Origin of the sequence: Mycobacterium sp. 141, from assembly GCF_000382405.1 — a bacterium.
Classification (GTDB): domain Bacteria; phylum Actinomycetota; class Actinomycetes; order Mycobacteriales; family Mycobacteriaceae; genus Mycobacterium.
Window position 1 is genome coordinate 205,456 of record NZ_KB908257.1, and the last position, 17,292, is coordinate 222,747.

Annotated in this window: 15 protein-coding genes and 1 tRNA gene; 9 read left to right on the forward strand and 7 right to left on the reverse strand. The window is 66.7% G+C overall.

Annotated elements, in window-relative coordinates; translation table 11 throughout:
- Positions 1–82: 82 nt before the first annotated feature.
- Complete coding sequence (gene selD / locus H276_RS0106170; protein WP_019970438.1) at positions 83–1,066, reverse strand: selenide, water dikinase SelD; 984 nt, start codon at positions 1,064–1,066, stop codon at positions 83–85.
- Positions 1,067–1,109: 43 nt separating this feature from the next.
- On the opposite strand from selD, the gene H276_RS0106175 reads away from it, so the two are divergent.
- From H276_RS0106175 to H276_RS23885, 4 genes are all read left to right on the forward strand, one after another.
- A tRNA-Sec gene (locus H276_RS0106175) sits at positions 1,110–1,205 on the forward strand.
- 30 nt (positions 1,206–1,235) lie between these two features.
- Positions 1,236–2,537 (forward strand): L-seryl-tRNA(Sec) selenium transferase, encoded by a 1,302-nt coding sequence (selA, locus tag H276_RS0106180; protein WP_019970439.1) that lies wholly within the window; start codon positions 1,236–1,238, stop codon positions 2,535–2,537.
- Positions 2,538–2,539: 2 nt separating this feature from the next.
- A complete protein-coding gene (gene selB, locus H276_RS0106185) occupies positions 2,540–4,330 on the forward strand; it encodes a selenocysteine-specific translation elongation factor (protein ID WP_019970440.1) in 1,791 nt (596 codons plus the stop codon).
- 79 nt (positions 4,331–4,409) lie between these two features.
- The gene (locus H276_RS23885; protein ID WP_026356646.1) at positions 4,410–4,667 is read left to right on the forward strand and encodes a Rho termination factor N-terminal domain-containing protein; all 258 of its coding nucleotides are present in this window, start codon (positions 4,410–4,412) and stop codon (positions 4,665–4,667) included.
- Here H276_RS23885 and H276_RS0106195 read toward each other — a convergent pair.
- Positions 4,658–5,152: a hypothetical protein gene (locus H276_RS0106195; RefSeq protein ID WP_155942975.1), complete on the reverse strand. Its 495-nt coding sequence runs from the start codon at positions 5,150–5,152 to the stop codon at positions 4,658–4,660. The two genes, H276_RS23885 and H276_RS0106195, sit on opposite strands and share 10 nt — an antisense overlap.
- A 28-nt stretch (positions 5,153–5,180) precedes the next feature.
- On the opposite strand from H276_RS0106195, the gene H276_RS0106200 reads away from it, so the two are divergent.
- The 4 genes from H276_RS0106200 to H276_RS0106215 all read left to right on the forward strand — a co-directional run bounded on the left by H276_RS0106200 (position 5,181) and on the right by H276_RS0106215 (position 10,385).
- Complete coding sequence (locus H276_RS0106200; RefSeq protein ID WP_019970442.1) at positions 5,181–6,257, forward strand: hypothetical protein; 1,077 nt, start codon at positions 5,181–5,183, stop codon at positions 6,255–6,257.
- A gap of 48 nt (positions 6,258–6,305) precedes the next feature.
- Positions 6,306–7,052 carry a hypothetical protein gene (locus tag H276_RS0106205; RefSeq protein WP_019970443.1) on the forward strand — a complete coding sequence of 249 codons (747 nt, stop codon included), beginning with the start codon at positions 6,306–6,308 and terminating at the stop codon, positions 7,050–7,052.
- Positions 7,053–7,330: 278 nt separating this feature from the next.
- Entirely contained in the window at positions 7,331–8,176 is an 846-nt protein-coding gene (locus tag H276_RS0106210) for a hypothetical protein (protein ID WP_019970444.1), read from the forward strand.
- Between the two features lie 133 nt (positions 8,177–8,309).
- On the forward strand, positions 8,310–10,385 hold the full coding sequence (locus H276_RS0106215; RefSeq protein ID WP_019970445.1) for an ATP-dependent DNA helicase RecQ: 2,076 nt from the start codon (positions 8,310–8,312) through the stop codon (positions 10,383–10,385).
- A gap of 88 nt (positions 10,386–10,473) precedes the next feature.
- Here H276_RS0106215 and H276_RS0106220 read toward each other — a convergent pair whose 3' ends face one another.
- The 3 genes from H276_RS0106220 to H276_RS0106235 all read right to left on the reverse strand — a co-directional run bounded on the left by H276_RS0106220 (position 10,474) and on the right by H276_RS0106235 (position 13,677).
- The gene (locus tag H276_RS0106220; protein ID WP_019970446.1) at positions 10,474–11,010 is read right to left on the reverse strand and encodes a hypothetical protein; all 537 of its coding nucleotides are present in this window, start codon (positions 11,008–11,010) and stop codon (positions 10,474–10,476) included.
- Between the two features lie 481 nt (positions 11,011–11,491).
- Entirely contained in the window at positions 11,492–13,282 is a 1,791-nt protein-coding gene (locus H276_RS0106230; protein ID WP_019970448.1) for a TrkA family potassium uptake protein, read from the reverse strand.
- Between the two features lie 11 nt (positions 13,283–13,293).
- Positions 13,294–13,677, reverse strand: coding sequence for a DUF6394 family protein (locus tag H276_RS0106235; protein ID WP_018602254.1), 384 nt, complete (start codon positions 13,675–13,677; stop codon positions 13,294–13,296).
- Positions 13,678–14,284: 607 nt separating this feature from the next.
- Between H276_RS0106235 and H276_RS23890 the strand changes: the two genes are divergently transcribed.
- Positions 14,285–14,545 (forward strand): hypothetical protein, encoded by a 261-nt coding sequence (locus H276_RS23890; protein WP_081625412.1) that lies wholly within the window; start codon positions 14,285–14,287, stop codon positions 14,543–14,545.
- Between the two features lie 143 nt (positions 14,546–14,688).
- Here H276_RS23890 and H276_RS0106240 read toward each other — a convergent pair whose 3' ends face one another.
- Positions 14,689–16,242 (reverse strand): succinic semialdehyde dehydrogenase, encoded by a 1,554-nt coding sequence (locus H276_RS0106240; protein WP_019970449.1) that lies wholly within the window; start codon positions 16,240–16,242, stop codon positions 14,689–14,691.
- A 209-nt stretch (positions 16,243–16,451) separates the two neighbouring features.
- Positions 16,452–17,240, reverse strand: a complete 789-nt coding sequence (locus H276_RS0106245) for a hypothetical protein (RefSeq protein ID WP_019970450.1) — start codon at positions 17,238–17,240, stop codon at positions 16,452–16,454.
- Between the last annotated feature and the right edge of the window lie 52 nt (positions 17,241–17,292).

The following is a 17,292-nucleotide window of genomic DNA, read 5'->3' on the forward strand; positions in this document are numbered from 1 at the left end:
GCGGACGTGTCGTGCAGGCTCTCGATGAGGGCAAGGGCGAACAGGGCGATGACCCATGCAGTGATGGCGGCGAGCCACGCCGCTATCTGCGCACCTCGATGCCGTCCCCGGCCACTGTGTGCCCGATGACGGGATATCCGGGCACTTCACCGACCACGAGCAAGCCACCGGAGGTCTGGGCGTCGGCGAGCAGCAGTAGATCGTCCTCGGTGACACCCGATCCGGGGCGTAGATGCGGCCGCACCCAGTCGAGATTGCGGCGGGTGCCGCCAGACACGTAGCCGTCGCGCAATGCGTCGAGAGCGGCGTCGATCACCGGCACCGCACGACGGTCGATCACCGCGCCCACGCCCGAGGCCCGGCACATCTTGTGCAGGTGTCCGAGCAACCCGAACCCGGTGATGTCGGTGGCTGCCCGTGCACCGGCCGCCAAAGCAGCTTCGGACGCGTCGCGATTGAGCGCGGTCATCGTCGCCACTGCCTCGGCGAACACCTCGCCGGTCTGCTTGTGCCGGTTGTTCAGCAGCCCGACGCCGATCGGCTTGGTCAGTGTCAGCGGTAGGCCTGGCTCGGCGGCGTCGTTGCGTAGCAACCGATTCGGATCGGCCACACCCGTCACCGCCATGCCGTACTTGGGCTCCGGATCATCGATGGAATGGCCGCCGATCACCGGACACCCCGCCTGCGAGGCGACCGCAAGCCCGCCGCGGAGCACCTCGGTCATCAGCTCCATCGGCAGAGTCTCGCGTGGCCAGCCGACGAGGTTGATCGCGACCACGGGACGCCCGCCCATCGCGTACACATCGGACAGTGCGTTGGCCGCGGCGATCCGGCCCCAGTCGTAGGCGTCGTCGACCACGGGCGTGAAGAAGTCGGCGGTCGAGAGCACCGCGAGGTCGTCGCGGATCAGCACGGCTGCCGCGTCGTCGCCGTCGTCGAGCCCGACCAGGACGTTGTCCCCGGACTGGCCGACCAGCCCACGCACCGCGTCCTCCAGTTCGCCCGGCGGGATCTTGCACGCGCACCCTCCGCCGTGGGCATAACCGGTCAGGCGAACGGATTCCATGGCGCCAATGTAGCCGCTCGCGGCATTGGCTAAGTTGAGCGGCGGAGGCGTTTGGGTTCCTGGTGGGCCCCCCGGTCTTCAAAACCGGTGAGGCCGAGTATCTCGGTCTGGCGGGTTCGATTCCCGTCCGCCTCCGCCAGTTGTCGTTGTCGACGCTCGAGGAGGGCAAGTGACCCAGCTCGATCCGCGTCGGCACATCCCGCGTACCGACCAGCTGTTGGCGCTACCAGAGGTGCGTGAGGCCCGAAAACGCCTGGGCGACAGCGCTGTCCGCGCCACAGTGCTCAAGGCCCAGGAGCAGGCGCGGCAAGGGGCGCTGCCGCCAGGGGAGGTGGCGGCGACCGTGGTGGCGGCTCTGGCCGCGCGGGCACCGATGTCCCTGCGGCCCGTGCTCAACGCCACCGGTGTCGTCGTCCACACCAATCTGGGCCGCGCGCCGTTGTCGGGGGCGGCGGTGGACGCCCTGGTCGCGGCCAGCGGATACGTCGACGTGGAGATGGACCTCGCGACCGGCACCCGGTCCAAGCGCGGGGTCGCGGCTCGGCAAGCTCTGCTCGCGGCGTGTCCCGCGGCCGAGGATGCGCTCGTGGTCAACAACGGCGCCGCCGCGCTGGTGCTGGCCACCACCGCACTCGCGGCGGGCCGTGAGGTGGTGGTGAGCCGCGGCGAGTTGATCGAGATCGGTGCCGGGTTCCGCCTGCCGGACCTGATCGCATCCGCCGGGGCCAGGCTGCGCGAGGTCGGCACCACCAACCGCACGCATCTGCGGGATTACGCCGATGCGCTCGGCCCGGACACCGGATGTGTGCTCAAGGTCCACCCGAGCAATTTCCGGGTCACCGGCTTCACGTCGGCGGTCTCGCTGGATGAGATTCGAAACCTATTGCAGGACAAGGATATACCACTCGTAGCAGATCTCGGCAGCGGGCTGCTTGCGTCTGATCCGCTGCTGCCCGACGAGCCCGATGCCGCCACGGCGCTGGGCGACGGCGCCGACGTGATCACCGGAAGCGGCGACAAGCTGCTCGGCGGTCCGCAGGCCGGGATCGTGCTGGGCCGCTCCGACGTCGTGGCCCGCATGGCCCGCCACCCGCTCGCGCGTGCCGTGCGCGCCGACAAGCTCACCCTCGCGGCGCTGGAGGCCACGCTGTGCGGCGGGCCGGCCCCGGTCATCCAGGCGCTGCACGCCGACGCCGAGGGGTTGCGGACCCGGGCCGTACGCATCGCTGAAGCCGTGGGCGCGACCGTGGTTCCGCACGACGGACGTGTCGGCGGTGGCGGTGCCCCCGGTGTTCCGCTGCCCGGTTGGGCGGTCCGGTTACCCGAGGCTGTCGCGGCCCGGCTGCGGGCCGGCGATCCCGCGGTGCTGCCGCGGGTACACGACGGCGCCTGCCTGCTCGACCTGCGTTGTGTCCCCGAGTCCGACGACGAGCGGGTGCTGGCCGCGGTGCAGACCGCGCTGGGTGGCTGACGGTGCAGCAACACGTTGTCGCCACAGCCGGGCACGTCGACCACGGCAAGAGCACGCTCGTGCGCGCTCTGACCGGTATCGAACCGGACCGGTGGGCCGAGGAGCGTCGCCGCGGCCTGACCATCGACCTCGGTTTCGCGTGGACCACGCTGCCCTCGGGACGGGAGGTCGCCTTCGTCGACGTGCCTGGGCATGAACGCTTTCTGGGCAACATGCTGGCCGGGCTCGGGCCGGCTCCGGTGGTGTGTTTCGTGGTCGCCGCCGACGAGGGCTGGCGGGCGCAGTCGAGCGACCATCGCGACGCCGTCGCGGCACTGGGCATTCGGCACGGCCTGGTGGCGATCAGCCGCGTCGACCGCGCTGCGGACCGCGTCGACGACGTGATCGCACAGGTCCGCGCCGAACTGGCCGACACCGGGCTGCACGATGCCCCGGTGGTCGCGGTGTCGGCAGTCGACGGCACCGGTCTGAGTGAGCTGCGAACCACACTGGATGGCGTACTGGGTGCGCTGCCTGATCCGGCACCGACTGCCCGGGTGCGACTGTGGGTGGACCGATCGTTCACCATCACCGGTGCCGGGACGGTGGTGACCGGCACGCTGGCGGCGGGCACGCTGGCCGAAGGTGACCGGCTTCAACTGATCGGCCGGCGGCGGGTGCGTGAGGCGGTCGTTCGTGGTCTGGAATCTCGCAACCAGCCCTACCCCGCACTCGGCCCGGTGACCCGGGCCGCGCTCAACCTGCGCGGGGTGCCGGCCGATCAGGTCCGCCGCGGCGATGTGCTGTTGACTCCCGGCGCGTGGGAGACCACCCACATCCTCGATGTGCGCCGCGTCAGCGGCGCCGCGTTCAGCGATGCTCCCGAACGACTCACCGTGCACGTCGGTACCGCGGCGGTGCCGGCCCGGCTGCGTCCCTTCGACGCCGACCACGCCCGGCTCGTGCTCGACCGGCGGCTGCCGCTCGTGCTCGGCGACCGGTTGGTGCTGAGACATCCGGGTGGTCGTCGGGTGCTGGGCGGTGCTCAGGTACTCGACGCCGACCCGCCCGCACTGCGGCGCCGTGGTGACAGCGCCCGCCGGGTCGGTGCGCTGGCCGGGATGGATCCGCACGGCGATGTGCTCGTCGAGGTGGCCCGTCGGGGTGTGGTCACCGAAGAACACCTGCACCGGTTGAGCTTTCGGACCGATGAGGCACCGATAGGTGTCTGCGTGATCGGACACTGGTGGGTGCATGCGCCCACGTACGAGGCGTGGCAGCAACGGCTGCGCACCGCGGTGCAGGAGCTGCATGAGCGGGATCCGCTGGCCGTCGGCATGTCTCGCGGGGCTGCCTGCGATCTGCTGGCGCTACCCGACCCGGCGCTGCTCGACGAGATCAGCCGCGCCGCGGGTCTCGATCAGGCCGCCGGTCTGATCCGGCGGCCCGGCCGTCCCGACGATCTCGGCCCCGCTGAGACCGCAATCGCAGAACTGATAGAAAGATTGCGGGACAATCCTTTTCACGCACCCGAAGCCGACAACCTGACCGCCCTGCACCTGGGCGCGCGTGAACTCGCCGCCGCCGAGCGGGCCGGCCGGCTGCTGCGCCTACGCGACGGGGTGGTGCTGCTGCCGACCGCGCCCGCCCTGGCGATGCGTGAGCTGGCCCGGCTGGACCAGCCGTTCACCACCAGCGAGGCGCGCCAGGCACTCGGCACCACGCGCCGCGTCGCCATCCCGCTGCTGGAGCACCTCGATTCCCGCGGCTGGACCCGCCGGCTCGACGCCGGTCACCGTGAAATCGTGCGCTGACCGTCACGGTGCTGTTTGGTTTGCCCGCCTGCGGAAGGGGAATTACGAGAGACAGAAATCTGCCGAGGAGGTGGCCCGCGTGCCGAATTCATCTATCAAGAACGAAAAAATGTATCGGGATCTTCGCAAAGAGGGTGACTCCAAGGAGAAGGCCGCGAGGATATCCAACGCGGCTGCCCGGAAGGGCGCGTCCACACAGGGTCGCAAAGGCGGCAAGTCCGGCTCTTATGAGGATTGGACAGTTGCCGAACTCAAGAAACGGGCCAAAGAAATAGGTCTGTCGGGCTACTCGTCGCTGCGTAAGGCCGAGCTGGTCAGCAAGTTACGTCACCACTGACCCGGCCGCCGCTGAGCCGCAACGCCGCCGGTGCATTCGCGGGCACCGCCGGGCACTGCGGCGGGATCGGTTCGAGCCGCCGGTATTCGCCGCCGAGGAAGTGTGCCGTCATCGGGATGTCGAATATCTCGCCGATGCTCCTGTACGGCACGCCGTACATTTCGTCGGCCAAACGGTGCACCGTCGCGTTTGCGTTGCGACCAATCCTTGAGTCCCACATACAGAGACGCGGATTGGCCGGGATGATGCAGCGGCTGGCCGAGCCATTTCAGCCAGCGCGGCACCCGGCCGCCACCGTCGGTCATCACGGTGGTCAGCAGGGCCATCGCGTTGGAGCTCTTGCCGCGGCCCACAGCCTTCGAATTCAGTGATTCGTTGACCTTGTCCATGTCGGCGTTGTGCACTTGGGCACGCCGACCTCCGGGTTGATCGGGGATAAAGACGCGTTGCCGCCCCTGTTCGGCACGGTAATGTTTGCTCCGCATGTGCACTACGGGGAGAGGGGGCCGTGGCATGGGGATGCCGCCGGACAGCAGCCCATACGGGTCGCAGACGGTGACGGGTCCGGGGTGGCCGAACATCGACGAGGAGCAGCTGACCGCGGCGTCGACGTCCTATCAGAAGTTGGCTGCCAACATCACCGGCAGCATCGTGCCCGAGCAGACCAACCAGCTGATGAAACTCAACGAGGTCTGGCAGGGTGACGGGGCCATGGCCGCATCCGGCGAAGCCACCACCATGATCGGCCACCACGAGGCCAACGGGGCTCAGGCCCAGGCCATCGCGACCCAGCTCACCGCCATGGCAGCGGCCGTCGTGCAGACCAAGACAGCTGTCAACGCCACCGCGCAGCAGGTCCAGCATGAGGTTGAGATGTTGCAGGCGTTGCCGATCGACAACAAGCAGGAGTTGATCGAGGGCGTCATCAAGATGGGGCTGTCGCAGAACATTGCCACCGTGACGGCGGCGACCTCGGAGCTGGCCAGCAGCCTCGGCACCACTGCCAACATCCCGGCGGTCACCACGCCGCCCACGGCCCAGGCTCAGCAGGCCGCGCAGCAGGGTGGCGAGCAGATGATGCAGATGATGAGCCAGCTGCCGCAGCTGCTGGGGCAGATCCCGCAGCTGCTCGGCCAGATCCCCCAGCAGCTCACCCAACCGCTGCAACAGCTGACCCAGCCTTTGCAACAGTTGACCCAGATGTTCGGTTCAGCAGGCAAAGGCGGGGCCGGCAGCGGTCCGATGCCCTTCGCCGCGTTCTCCACTCATCCCGCAGCCGGGGGCTCCGGTCCGAGCTCGGGTGCTGGGCTGATGAAGGCGGCGTCGTTGCCGGGCTCCGGCGGCGGAAGCGCGCAGACACCGCTGATGGGCAAGCTCGTGGGCGGTACCTCGCCGGTGGCGGTGGCCACCGACCCCGCTATGGCCGGCAGCAATGCGTTCGGCGGGGTGGCTCCGGTTGCCTCCGGAGGCATGGGACCGATGGGCGCGATGGGGCATCGCGGCTCCGGTGGTGGCACTACACAGGGACTCGCAGTTCCCGCCCCTCTCGAGCACGAGCTCGACGACGGTGACGTGGACGATGACTGGTGAGCCGGCCGTCATGCGGGTAGGTGCGATCGAGTTTGAAAGAGGTGCCTCGTGAGCAGCACACCGTTCACCACCCCCGGCGCGCTGAATTGGTCTGCCGCTCCCATCCAGCTGCCGGAAATGCCGACCATCCAGGCCGGTGAGGACGCGATGAGCATGACGATCGCCGGCTTGCTGCCGACCATGGCGGCCGCGCTGACCGCCAACGTCACCGCGCTGTCGGCCAAAGAGAACACGTTCAACGGCAAACTCTCCGACGCGCAGGGCGCGTACGAGAACGCTGACCAATCCGGCCAGCAAGGCGTCGGGCAGCTGGGTCAGATGATGGGCCAGCTCGGCCAGATGGGTCAGATGGCCAGTCAGCCCGCGCAGGCCGCCGGCGGTATGGGTGGGCAGTTCGGCTCGCTGATGGAGCCCGCCATGAAGGCCATGGACGGTGCCAAGGGTGGCGGTGGTTCCGGGTCCGATGTTCCGGGGGACGGCACGTCCGGCGGAGGAGCGGCAGGTCGTCCCGGTGGCATCCAGCCGCTGAACGAGCGTGAGGCCAAGCTCAACGAGCGGGACGCCAAACAAGATGAGCGCGAGGCGCGGCAGAACGAACGCGATGTTCAGCAGGACCAGCGACAGGCCGGCCAGGATGCCCGTGAGGCACAGCTGAACGAGCGCTCACACCAGGCGCCGGCGAGCCCGCACAGTTCCGGAGCCGGGCCGAGTGAGAACCGGCCGAGTGTCGGGCCGGCTCCGGTCGCCCCCCAGCCGCATCGCCACGACGACGGAGACCTGTCGCGTCGGATGTAAGCCGGCACCCTTGTCCCAGGTTTGTCACTGCCCCCTGCTTGTCACTGTCCCCAGGGTGTCACTGTCCCCAGCTTGTCACTGTCCCCGGTTTGTCACGCCAGAGTGGCTGTCGGCCTCGAGCGTCACGCTGGCGTGACAACGTGGTCGGTTGGGCCGTAGCAGCCAAAGCACGCGTGGTCGAGCGTCACGCCAGTGTGGCTGTGGATGCCGAGTGTCACGCCAGAGCCTGTGGATAACGGAAGTGACGCCTCGGGCGTTGCGCGGCAAACTCTTTCGTCATGGGGGAGCCATTTGTCGGCAGTGAGGCCGTCGCGAGGGGCGAGTTGCTCAAGAGCGCGCTACGCACCAGGTACACCAGGGTCTTCCGGGATATTTATGTGAGTCCCGGTACCGAACTCACTCCGGAGATCCGTGCACGCGCAGCCTGGCTGTGGTCCCGACGACGTGGGATCATCGCCGGGAAGTCTGCGTCGGCGCTGTACGGGGCGAAATGGGTTGACGCTGCTGCGCCTCTGGAGCTGATTCACTCCAACAGGAACCCGCTCGCGGGTTTGAAAGTTCGTACCGAGCAGATCGACGAGGATGAGGTGGTTCGGATCGCGGGTCTGCCGGTGACCTCGTTGGCTCGCACGGCACTGGACATCGGAAGTTGGTATCAGCGCGATGAAGCGGTCGCCGCTCTCGATGCCTTGGCTGGTGCGACGGATCTCAAGTCCGCCGACGTCGACTTGTTGATGCAGCGATACGCCAGGCGCCGAGGTATCGAACAGGCTCGGACCGCGCTCGGTCTGATGGACGGTGGGGCTCAGTCGCCCAAGGAAACCTGGTTACGCCTGATCATCATCGACGACGGCATGCCTCGGCCGCAGACACAGATCCCGGTGTTCGACGGTCCAGGAGACCCGTTCGCGTTTGTCGATATGGGTTGGGAGGACATCAAAGTCGGCGTCGAGTATGACGGTGAGCAGCATCGACTCAATGACTGGCAATACCGGTGGGACCTGAGAAGGGCTGACCGACTGCAGCGGCGCAGGTGGATCAACGTGCGAGTGACCGCGGGAGACCGTCAAGGTGAGATTCTCCGCCGGGTCCGTGCTGCAAGGGCCTGTCGACTGTCACGCTAGCGTGACAGTCGACCGCGAGCGCCACTCCAGCGTGACGAAGCGGGGCGAAGCGGGTTCTGTAAGAAAGAGTTCCGCTGGCTCCTGCGCCCTGCGCGGTGGACACTCTGTCAGCCCGCCCCGGCAGTATGGATCCATGGCAACCCGCGAGCAGGCTCAGACGATTCTCGAACAACTGGCCGGACCCGCCGCTGTGCTGCGCGATGATCAGTGGACCGCGATCGAGGCGCTCGTGGTGCAGCGCCGCCAGGCATTGGTGGTGCAGCGCACCGGATGGGGAAAGTCGGCGGTCTATTTCATCGCGGCCAAGCTGCTGCGCGGCAGCGGGCGCGGTCCGACGGTCATCGTCTCGCCGTTGCTGGCCCTGATGCGCAACCAGGTCGCGGCCGCAGAACGTGCCGGGGTGGCCGCCGCGACCATCAACTCCGGCAACGTCACCGAATGGGACGCGATTCATCGACGGGTCGCTGACGGCGAGCTCGACGTACTGCTGGTGAGCCCGGAACGATTGAACAACCCGGACTTTCGTGACAACGTGCTGCCTGCGCTCGCAGCCGATGCGGGTCTGGTGGTGGTCGACGAAGCGCACTGCGTGTCCGACTGGGGGCACGACTTCCGGCCCGACTACCGGCGCATCCGCACGCTGATCGCCGAGCTGGGCGCCGACATCCCGGTGCTGGCCACCACCGCGACCGCAAACGACCGCGTGGTCAACGATGTTGCGGCCCAGCTCGGAGTCGGCGCCAGGGATGCCAAAGATACCCTGGTACTGCGCGGTGGGCTGGACCGCGAGTCGCTGCGGCTCGCGGTGGTCAAAGCGGGCAATCCTGCTCAACGTGCGGCTTGGATTGCCGCACAATTGGATTCGCTTCCAGGGTCGGGCATCATCTACACCCTGACCGTGGCGCAGGCCCACGATGTCGCCGCGCTGCTGTCCGAGCAGGGCCACAAGGTGGCCGCCTACACCGGGTCCACCGACACTGCCGAACGTGAGCAGCTGGAAGCCGACTTGCTGGACAACCAGGTGAAGGCCCTGGTGGCGACGTCGGCACTCGGGATGGGGTTCGACAAGCCCGACCTCGGCTTCGTCGTGCATCTGGGCGCACCGTCGTCACCGATCGCCTATTACCAGCAGGTCGGTCGCGCCGGCCGCGGCAGCTCCAGTGCGGAGGTAGTCTTGCTGCCGGGTGCGGAGGATCAAGACGTCTGGCGGTACTTCGCCTCTGTGGCTTTTCCGTCAGAACCCATGGTGCGCAATGTTATCCGGGCGCTCGACACCGAACGCCCACAGTCGGTTCCTACGCTGGAAACCCTCGTGGACCTGAACCGGTCGCGGCTGGAGATGGTGCTCAAGGTGCTCGACGTGGACGGTGCGGTGCGCCGCGTCAAGGGCGGCTGGATCAGTACGGGCGCGCCGTGGAGTTATGACGAGGAGCGTTACCGGGCGCTGGAGGCGGCTCGCCGCCGCGAGCAGCAGGCCATGCTCGATTATCTGGACACCGACGGCTGCCGCATGGCATTCCTGCGTGGGCAACTCGACGATCCTGAACTGCAGCCTGGGGAACGCTGCGACAACTGCACCGGAAGCCGCTACGCGACCGCTGTCGACGAGGCGACCCTTACGGCCACCCGGGAGCGGCTACGGCGTCCCGGCGTCCCGGTGGCCCCGCGTAAGCAGTGGCCGTCGGGGTTGGCCTCACTCGGCGTTGCGCTGTCTGGGCGCATCAACGCCGGCGCTGCCCCGGGGCGTGCCATCGGCCGGCTCACAGACCTGGGCTGGGGTGCGCGGCTACGCAAACTGCTCGCCGAGCCCGACCAGGAGGTGCCCGACGAGGTCGTGCACGCGGCGGTGGCAGTGCTGAAGGCCTGGAACTGGGAGCGTCGTCCGGTCGCTGTCATGGGCCTGGATTCGGTACGTCATCCGGTCTTGATCTCCTCGACCGTGCAGCGTCTGGCGCAGTTGGGACGGCTGATCGATTTCGGCACGCTGCGGTATGCACCGGATCGTCGGCCGGTGACCGCCGCGAACTCGGCCTACCGGGTTGCGGCGTTGGAGGGCTGCTGGGAGTCACCGCATATCGACTGCGACGGGCCCGTCCTGCTGGTCGACGACATGACCGACACCGGTTGGACACTGACGATGGCAGCGCGGGCGCTGCGGGACGCCGGAGCGCTCGAAGTGCTGCCGTTCGTGCTGGCCAGCACGAGTTAACCCGGACGCCCGGTGCTTTCGGATGGCGTGTGACGCCAAAAGGCCCTGCGCAGTTGGTGATCCGCGGCACACCTTTCCGCGGCACCTGTTACACCGCAGGCAATCCCACCCGCAGGGCGATTTCCTGCATATTTCCCACGCTGGTCACCACTTGCGGCGATGTCGGTTCACCGGGGGCGCTGTCGAACTCCAGCCGAACCAGTGCGCGGTCCTTGGTGAACATCAGAAGCGACACCGCTTTGGCGCCGTCGGGAGAGGTGCCAGTCACGATGGTGCCGTTCGAACCGACCGGAAACGGTTGCGGTGGCCCGCCGGTGACGATGGTGCTGACCGCCGACGATGCTTGTCGCAACGTGGCGGTGGCGGTGGCCGCATCGGGATAGATCAGGATCGTGTCGGCGATGGCCTTGGTGTCATCGGTGTTGACGAAAAACGCGCTGGCGCCGGCCATACCGTTCGGGTCGGTACTGGACGACCTGACCGTGAAGGTGTCTGGCGGAATGCTTACGTCGGCGGGTGTCAGCAGCAGACGGTTGTAGTTGAAGCTGCCTGGCTTCGTCGTTGCGCCGAGAGCCGGTGGGGTTGTCGCCGACGACGGAGCATCCGTGGCTGTGGTGGGCGTCATACCCCACCGGGCGGAGCCGGGATCGGAGGAATTACAACCCGCCGCCGAGATGGCGACGATCGTGGCGAGACCTGTAGTGAGTAGGTATTTCAGCGGCGATGACGTCGGGAAGAGCATGATTACTGTTCACAGTACGCGTGGCGATGAGCGGGTGCCCGGCCCAAGCGGGCAGGCTGCGGTATATGTGAGCGATATCGCTGTATTCATTCGATGGCCGCGTGCCCGGAGTGGACCCGACTGCTCCCGGAAGATCAGGAGCGAACGGAACCTGCACCACTCGAATTCCTCTGGCGCGCAACCGATACCGGTGCCGATACCGACTTCCCTTGCGGTGCAGGCCAATCCGGTCAGATGCTCGAATGGTCACACGGCCACACCGAGGGTGTATTGCGTCACTTGTCCGTCGGTTTCTCGTTGCCGACCACGCAGCGAGCAGTACTGGGAGCCACCGCCGCTGCGCCGACCGTAGGGTAGCTGGATGTCAGCCTGAACTACGGGCCAGTTTGCGCCAGATCCAGCTCGACGGCACATGGCGTCCGTGCAGGACGTACTCCCGGGTCGCGTCAATCAGCAGCGTGGAATCGAGCAGGCGGCGCGCGGACGGCCATCCGACGAGTAACAGCTCGTCGCCAAGGCCAACCACAGCGTTGTCGTCCGGCGCAACGTCCACCTCTGTGCTGTCGGCGCGCGCGAGCAGCAGTGGGACCGCATGCAACCGCTCATCGCGGTCGTCCGGGCTGCGCAGCAGGTCGCCGAGCCGTAGGCCGCCCCCGCGCAACGACGTCCGGAGCGCTGGGGCCTCCGCCATGGTCAGTCGTACTTTCCACACCGCCTGCAGGTTTTCGCCACACAACTGGGTAAGGCGGTCGATGACATCGGCGGCCCACTCATTGTCGAGTCGCGGTACCTCTTGCAGGAACCGCCACATCAGCGGCGCGGAGAGCTGTGCGTACACCTCGTGTGCGACGACGTCGGCAGGGACGAACAGGGAGTCCACGTCGACAGCGGCGAACAGCGGTGCGCTGGTCGCCTTGTTCTGCCGGGCCGCGATGAACAGCGTCGGGTTGGCCCGCCGGGCCGCAGCGATCAACGAAAGGTTGGTGGTGTCGTTGCTCGTTCCTGCCACGAACCCGCTCGCGTTCTCGATACCCGCGCGGGCCAGCACGCCCGGTTCATAACCGTGCCCCACGATTGATTCCGGGTCGTCGTCCGTCACGCTCTGCGGCTCCACCACAGTGACGTCGAGTCCCTCAGCGCGTAAATCGCGAGCAACTTCGCGCCCGAAGCGCCCGTACCCGCAGACGACCCACAGACCCTGCGGCGGCGGGGTTCCCCGAGGTGGCAACGGAGCTCCGGGCCCACTCTCCAACCAGGTCATGAGCTGGTAGGACGCGGGGGCGCGCAGCGCGACGCTGAGGTGATCGCCGAACCGATCGAACGGGTTGACCACCGTGGGCGCACCGAAGGCATGCATCCGTTCAGCAGTGATGGGCGAGATCGCCTGGGTGATCACCTGCAGATCCGGCCGCAGGAGAGCCACCGCCTGCACGACCGCGAGGTTGATCTCGTCGTCGTCGGTGAGCGCCAGTACCCCTTCGCACGAGGGCAGGTCTATACCGGCGACGGTGAGGTGTTCGGGGTCGCCGGCGTCTGCCGCCAGGCCCGGCACATCGGCGCGATATGACGCCAGCTCCAGGTTGGCGATGCGGGCGTCGTCGCGGTCGAGCACCACGAATCGCCGCCCCAGTGCATCCAGTGAGTCGGCCAGCAGTTCGCCGGTGCGCCCGTAACCGGCGATAAGGAGGAACGGTTCGCGCATCCGTTGCACCTTGCGGGTGAAATGCTGCAGAGCCAGGGCTTGCCGGAAGCTGCGCTCCTGCAGCAGCGCGAGCAGCGACCCGATCGCGTACGCCCAACCCACCACGGTGAGGTAGATCGAGATCGTCAACCACATCCGCTGGTTGTAGCTGAAGGCGTGCGGGATCTCGCCGAAGCCGATGGTGGAGGCGGTGTAACTCATGACGTAGAACGCGTCGAAGAACCCCATCCGCCAGGGCCGCCCCGCGGCGTCATGACCGGGGATCAGGGTGAGACCCACCGTACTGACCGCAAAGATCACGATCAGCACGATCAACGGTGCCCGCATCCGGCGCATGACCAGGAAGATCGATGCCGACGCTCGCCCGGCCGTGGACAGCGGGATCCGCCACCGTGGCGGACGGCCCGCGGGCTCCGCTTTGAACATGCGTGTCCAGAACACCAGCAGGCTCACGGCTGGTCCATCTACCGGCGGTGAAATGACACGGTTTCGACCAGCAACAAGGTTACCGACACGATGTTGGCGATCAGTGCGCCGCCGGACAGCGAGACCACGCTCGCTGTTGCCTCCCGCGTCACGTGCGCGGTCACGTAGGACGCATATCCCCAAACCAGTGTCGCCGCGATCAGCTGGAGGTCGGCGACCAGACTCGTAGCCAGGTGCACCGCCCCGATCTGGGTTCGGTCACCGAACTTGAGGACGGTCGCAATGAGGTTGACGACGACTGCCGCATAGAGCTCGTAGCTGTTGTGCACGCCGGGGTCGTCGATGTCGCCGATGAAGAATCCGAAGTTCAGGGTGGCGGCGAACAATACGAAGAATCCGAAAACGACTTTCTCGAGATTCATCCGCCATCCCCATCGACCGGTGTACGTGCCCATCGATCGTAGTGACATCGTCGTGAAACGTTTGCGTAATTCGGCAGGTCAAGACACCATGCCCGGGCGTCGCCGACACTTTCGGCTGGACCGGCGCGGTCGGTCTTCGAGAAACGAGACGTGTTCGCCGACCGCAGACGGCACCGGTGCGCCGAAGAACCTCCAGTTGCGCAGCACCGCAAGTCGTCTGGCTTCGGTGTCATCGTGGCCGATACCCATCGCGCCTTCACGATCCGGTCGCGCGCGGGACCCGAGGTGAGTATCGTGTGCCAGGGCTGCACGTTGGAATTGGACGGCGCATGCTGGCGAACTGAAGGGCCTCGTCGACGAGTTCGCGAGGCACGGCTTGTCCGGCGGGAACAGCCGGGGCGAGTGTCGTTGCAGGATCGCCGCCTCGAGGTCGTACGTGGCTCAGAACGGTACAGGCCGTGGGTGGGAACCGGGTAATCGCTTCGTGGAGATCTTGTAAAAGATGTGTGGTGGTTAAGTTTTCGCTATGTCTTCGGTTAGGCGACTTTCGCGAACAGGAGTTCCATTAGATGGTCGTCATAACCGTGATGGTGAGGAGGTGCACGATATGACACGACGCAAATTCCCACAGTGGGGGATCGGTGGGGTGGTCGCCGGCGGAGCGCTCTTGGCCTGCGCGCTCGGCTTGTCCGGTGTCGCCGATGCCCAGCCGGCACCGGTGCCTGCGAGTGTCCAGCTTGGGCCGGCTCCGCTCTTCCCGCCTCCGCCACCCCCGCCGCCTCCACCTCCTCCGCTTCTTCCGCCGCCACCCTTCTGGGGGCCGCCGCTGCCGCCCCCGGGGCCCCCGCCGCCACCGCCTCCGTTCTAGGGGCCTCCGAGCCGGCGTCGGTGACCCGAACATGACTGAGGCCCTGCTTGTTCCGGGACAGCTGATTTCCTCCCGCGAGCAGACGCGCAGGTATCCTGACACGCCGCTGGAGCGGGACCTGCGTGTCTGCTCGCGAGAGAAGGTTAACGTCCGGGCAGCTTCTGCACCGCCTGGATCAGCGGCGTGAAAGCCTTCTGCCACAAGGTCTGCGGAATCCGCAGCGGCGGATCCAGGTTCAGCACGCGCGCGGTTGAAATGGTCTGTGATTCAGTGTATTTGAGAATGCCGTCGGCGCCGTGGCGACGGCCGACGCCGGAGGCCTTCATGCCGCCCATCGGAGCGGCGGTGCTGCCGAACGCCAGCGCGTAACCCTCGTCGACATTGACGGTGCCGGAGTCGATCTGGGCCGCGATCGCCTCGCCTTCGGACTTGCTGGCCGCCCACACACTGGCATTGAGCCCGTACTCGGTGTCGTTGGCCCTCGCGATGGCCTCCTCGACGGAATCGACCGGGTAGATCGCCACCAGCGGACCGAAGGTCTCGTTGCGCCCGCACTCCATCTCGTCGGTGACGTCGGTGAGCACGGTCGGCTCGAAGAACAGCGGGCCGATGTCGGGCCGGGCATTGCCACCGGCAACGACCTTGGCGCCCTTGACCTTTGCATCGGCGACATGGCCCGACACGGTCTTGACCTGATCCTCGGAGATCAGGCTGCCCATGTCGGCGGTGAAATCGTATGCGGGGGACAGCTTCATGCTGCGCACCCGGTTGCCGAATTTGTGGGTGAATTCATCGGCGATCTCGCGTTCGACGTAGATGCGTTCGATCGAGATGCACAGCTGACCCGCGTTGGAGAAGCATGCTCGCGTCGCGGCCCTGGCCACCACATCGAGGTCGGCGCCCTTGGCGACGATCATCGGGTTCTTGCCGCCGAGTTCGGCCGAGAAGCCGATGAGTCGCCGGCCGCACTGCTCGGCCAGCGACCGGCCGGTCGCGGTGGAACCGGTGAACATCAGGTAGTCGCAGTTCTGCACGATCGCGGTGCCCACTACTGAACCGGGGCCCGGCACCACCGCGAACACATCGCGCGGCAGGCCCGCCTGATACAGCAGTTCGGCGTTGGCCAGCGTGCAGTACGGCGTCTGGCTGTCGGGCTTGACCACCACGGCGTTGCCGGCCAGCAGCGCTGGAATGGAATCCGAAATCGACAGTGTCATCGGGTAATTCCATGGTGAGATGACCCCGATCACGCCCTTGGGATGGTGATTGACCACGGTCTTGACGACACCGGGCAGCAGCCCCTGGACGCGCTTGGGGGCGAGTAGCTTCTCTGCCTCGCGCGCGTAGTAGCGCGCGTTCAGAATGATGTCGACGAGCTCTTCCTGAGCGGCCGAGCGGGCCTTGCCGGTTTCCGCTTGCGCGACGTCCATCAGGAATTCGCGATTCTTGGCCACGAGCTCGCGGTACCGCTCGATGATCGCGCAGCGTTCCTTGACCGGGTGCTTGGCCCACGCGACCTGAGCGGCCCTGGCCTTGGCGAAGGCCGCGGTGACATCCTCGGCGGTGCCGACCGGAATGGTGGTCAGCTCCTTGCCGGTGAACACCTCGTCGATCGGTTTGGTCGGGCGCGCATCCAGGTCGTCGATCGCGACGAGCTTGCGGAGCCGGGCGAAGTCGGCGGTGGACGGAGCGGGCATCGGGATTCTCCCTACTGGCCAGTAACTACGGTTATGCCCAACCTACCCGGTACCGGCGGTCCGACCAACCCTTCCGGACGCCGACAAATCCGCGAAACTTCGTCCTGTGGGGACAAGTAGTCCGACCGTCATCGAGATCGGTGTCGATGACCTGCACCGTTGCTTGAATTTCGCGGTAGGCCGCCGCGCCGACGCTACCGGTCGGGCAATCAGCGGGACGGTTCGTCGGCCGTGGGTGACAGCTTCTTGACTACGGCGTTCCCGACGATGCCGACCGCGATCATGCCGATTCCGAGCGCATCGGGCAGTGCGTCGGTAGCCCAGCCGAAGATGCCGGCGATCAGGATGAACATCGGCAACCAGTCGAATAGCTTCACCAGTGACGGTGCCGGTTCAGGCTCGCCGCGGCGGGCGGCGTCCCTGGCGCCGGCAAAGTCGGGATAGAACCCGGTGAACGAGATCGCGAAGAAGATCCCGGCGAGCTGCAATACCCAACCGGTCCAGAAATTGTTCGCGTCGTGCAGGACGGCGTCACCGATCAACCCGACCACCGCTGCGAACGTGAAGGCGCCGGCCCATACCGCCGAGATGACGTAGTTGATCCTGATGAACAGCGGCGTATTCCAATATTCCTCGGGCGCTTGTTCTTTCGCATACGGCAGGGTGAAGGGGCGGCGGATCACAATCGTCGTGACGACGAAGAGCGCCAAGGCGATGTTCGTGAGTTCGCCGGCCCAGAGTTCCATCCAGCTGATGACGTGCGCAGAGGCAACCAGTCCCACGGCCGCCAGAACCGCGAAGAAGGTCGCGCCGAAGACATCGAGGACATGGATCGCAATGCCGCGGCGACGTCCGAGCCACATCGTGAACAATGCCAGCCCCAGGGCGAAGCAGACGGCTTGCTCGAATCGGCCCGGCGACGATAGGACCGACATCAACACCCAAGGAGCGATGCCGGACAACGGTGATTTGAGATATCCGTCCAGAAACGTCGTCATGCCCTAAGACCCTATTGCCATCATCGTCAAAATGTGATGAAGCGTCGACGCT

Excerpts from the sequence above, each read along its gene's own strand:
- H276_RS0106195 (WP_155942975.1), bottom strand. The coding sequence starts at position 5,152 with ATGCGGAGCAAACATTACCGTGCCGAACAGGGGCGGCAACGCGTCTTT.
- H276_RS0106200 (WP_019970442.1), top strand. The coding sequence starts at position 5,181 with ATGGGGATGCCGCCGGACAGCAGCCCATACGGGTCGCAGACGGTGACG.
- H276_RS0106245 (WP_019970450.1), bottom strand. The coding sequence starts at position 17,240 with ATGACGACGTTTCTGGACGGATATCTCAAATCACCGTTGTCCGGCATC.
- H276_RS0106240 (WP_019970449.1), bottom strand. The coding sequence starts at position 16,242 with ATGCCCGCTCCGTCCACCGCCGACTTCGCCCGGCTCCGCAAGCTCGTC.
- H276_RS0106235 (WP_018602254.1), bottom strand. The coding sequence starts at position 13,677 with ATGAATCTCGAGAAAGTCGTTTTCGGATTCTTCGTATTGTTCGCCGCC.
- H276_RS0106215 (WP_019970445.1), top strand. The coding sequence starts at position 8,310 with ATGGCAACCCGCGAGCAGGCTCAGACGATTCTCGAACAACTGGCCGGA.
- H276_RS0106210 (WP_019970444.1), top strand. The coding sequence starts at position 7,331 with ATGGGGGAGCCATTTGTCGGCAGTGAGGCCGTCGCGAGGGGCGAGTTG.
- H276_RS23890 (WP_081625412.1), top strand. The coding sequence starts at position 14,285 with ATGACACGACGCAAATTCCCACAGTGGGGGATCGGTGGGGTGGTCGCC.
- H276_RS0106220 (WP_019970446.1), bottom strand. The coding sequence starts at position 11,010 with ATGACGCCCACCACAGCCACGGATGCTCCGTCGTCGGCGACAACCCCA.
- selD (WP_019970438.1), bottom strand. The coding sequence starts at position 1,066 with ATGGAATCCGTTCGCCTGACCGGTTATGCCCACGGCGGAGGGTGCGCG.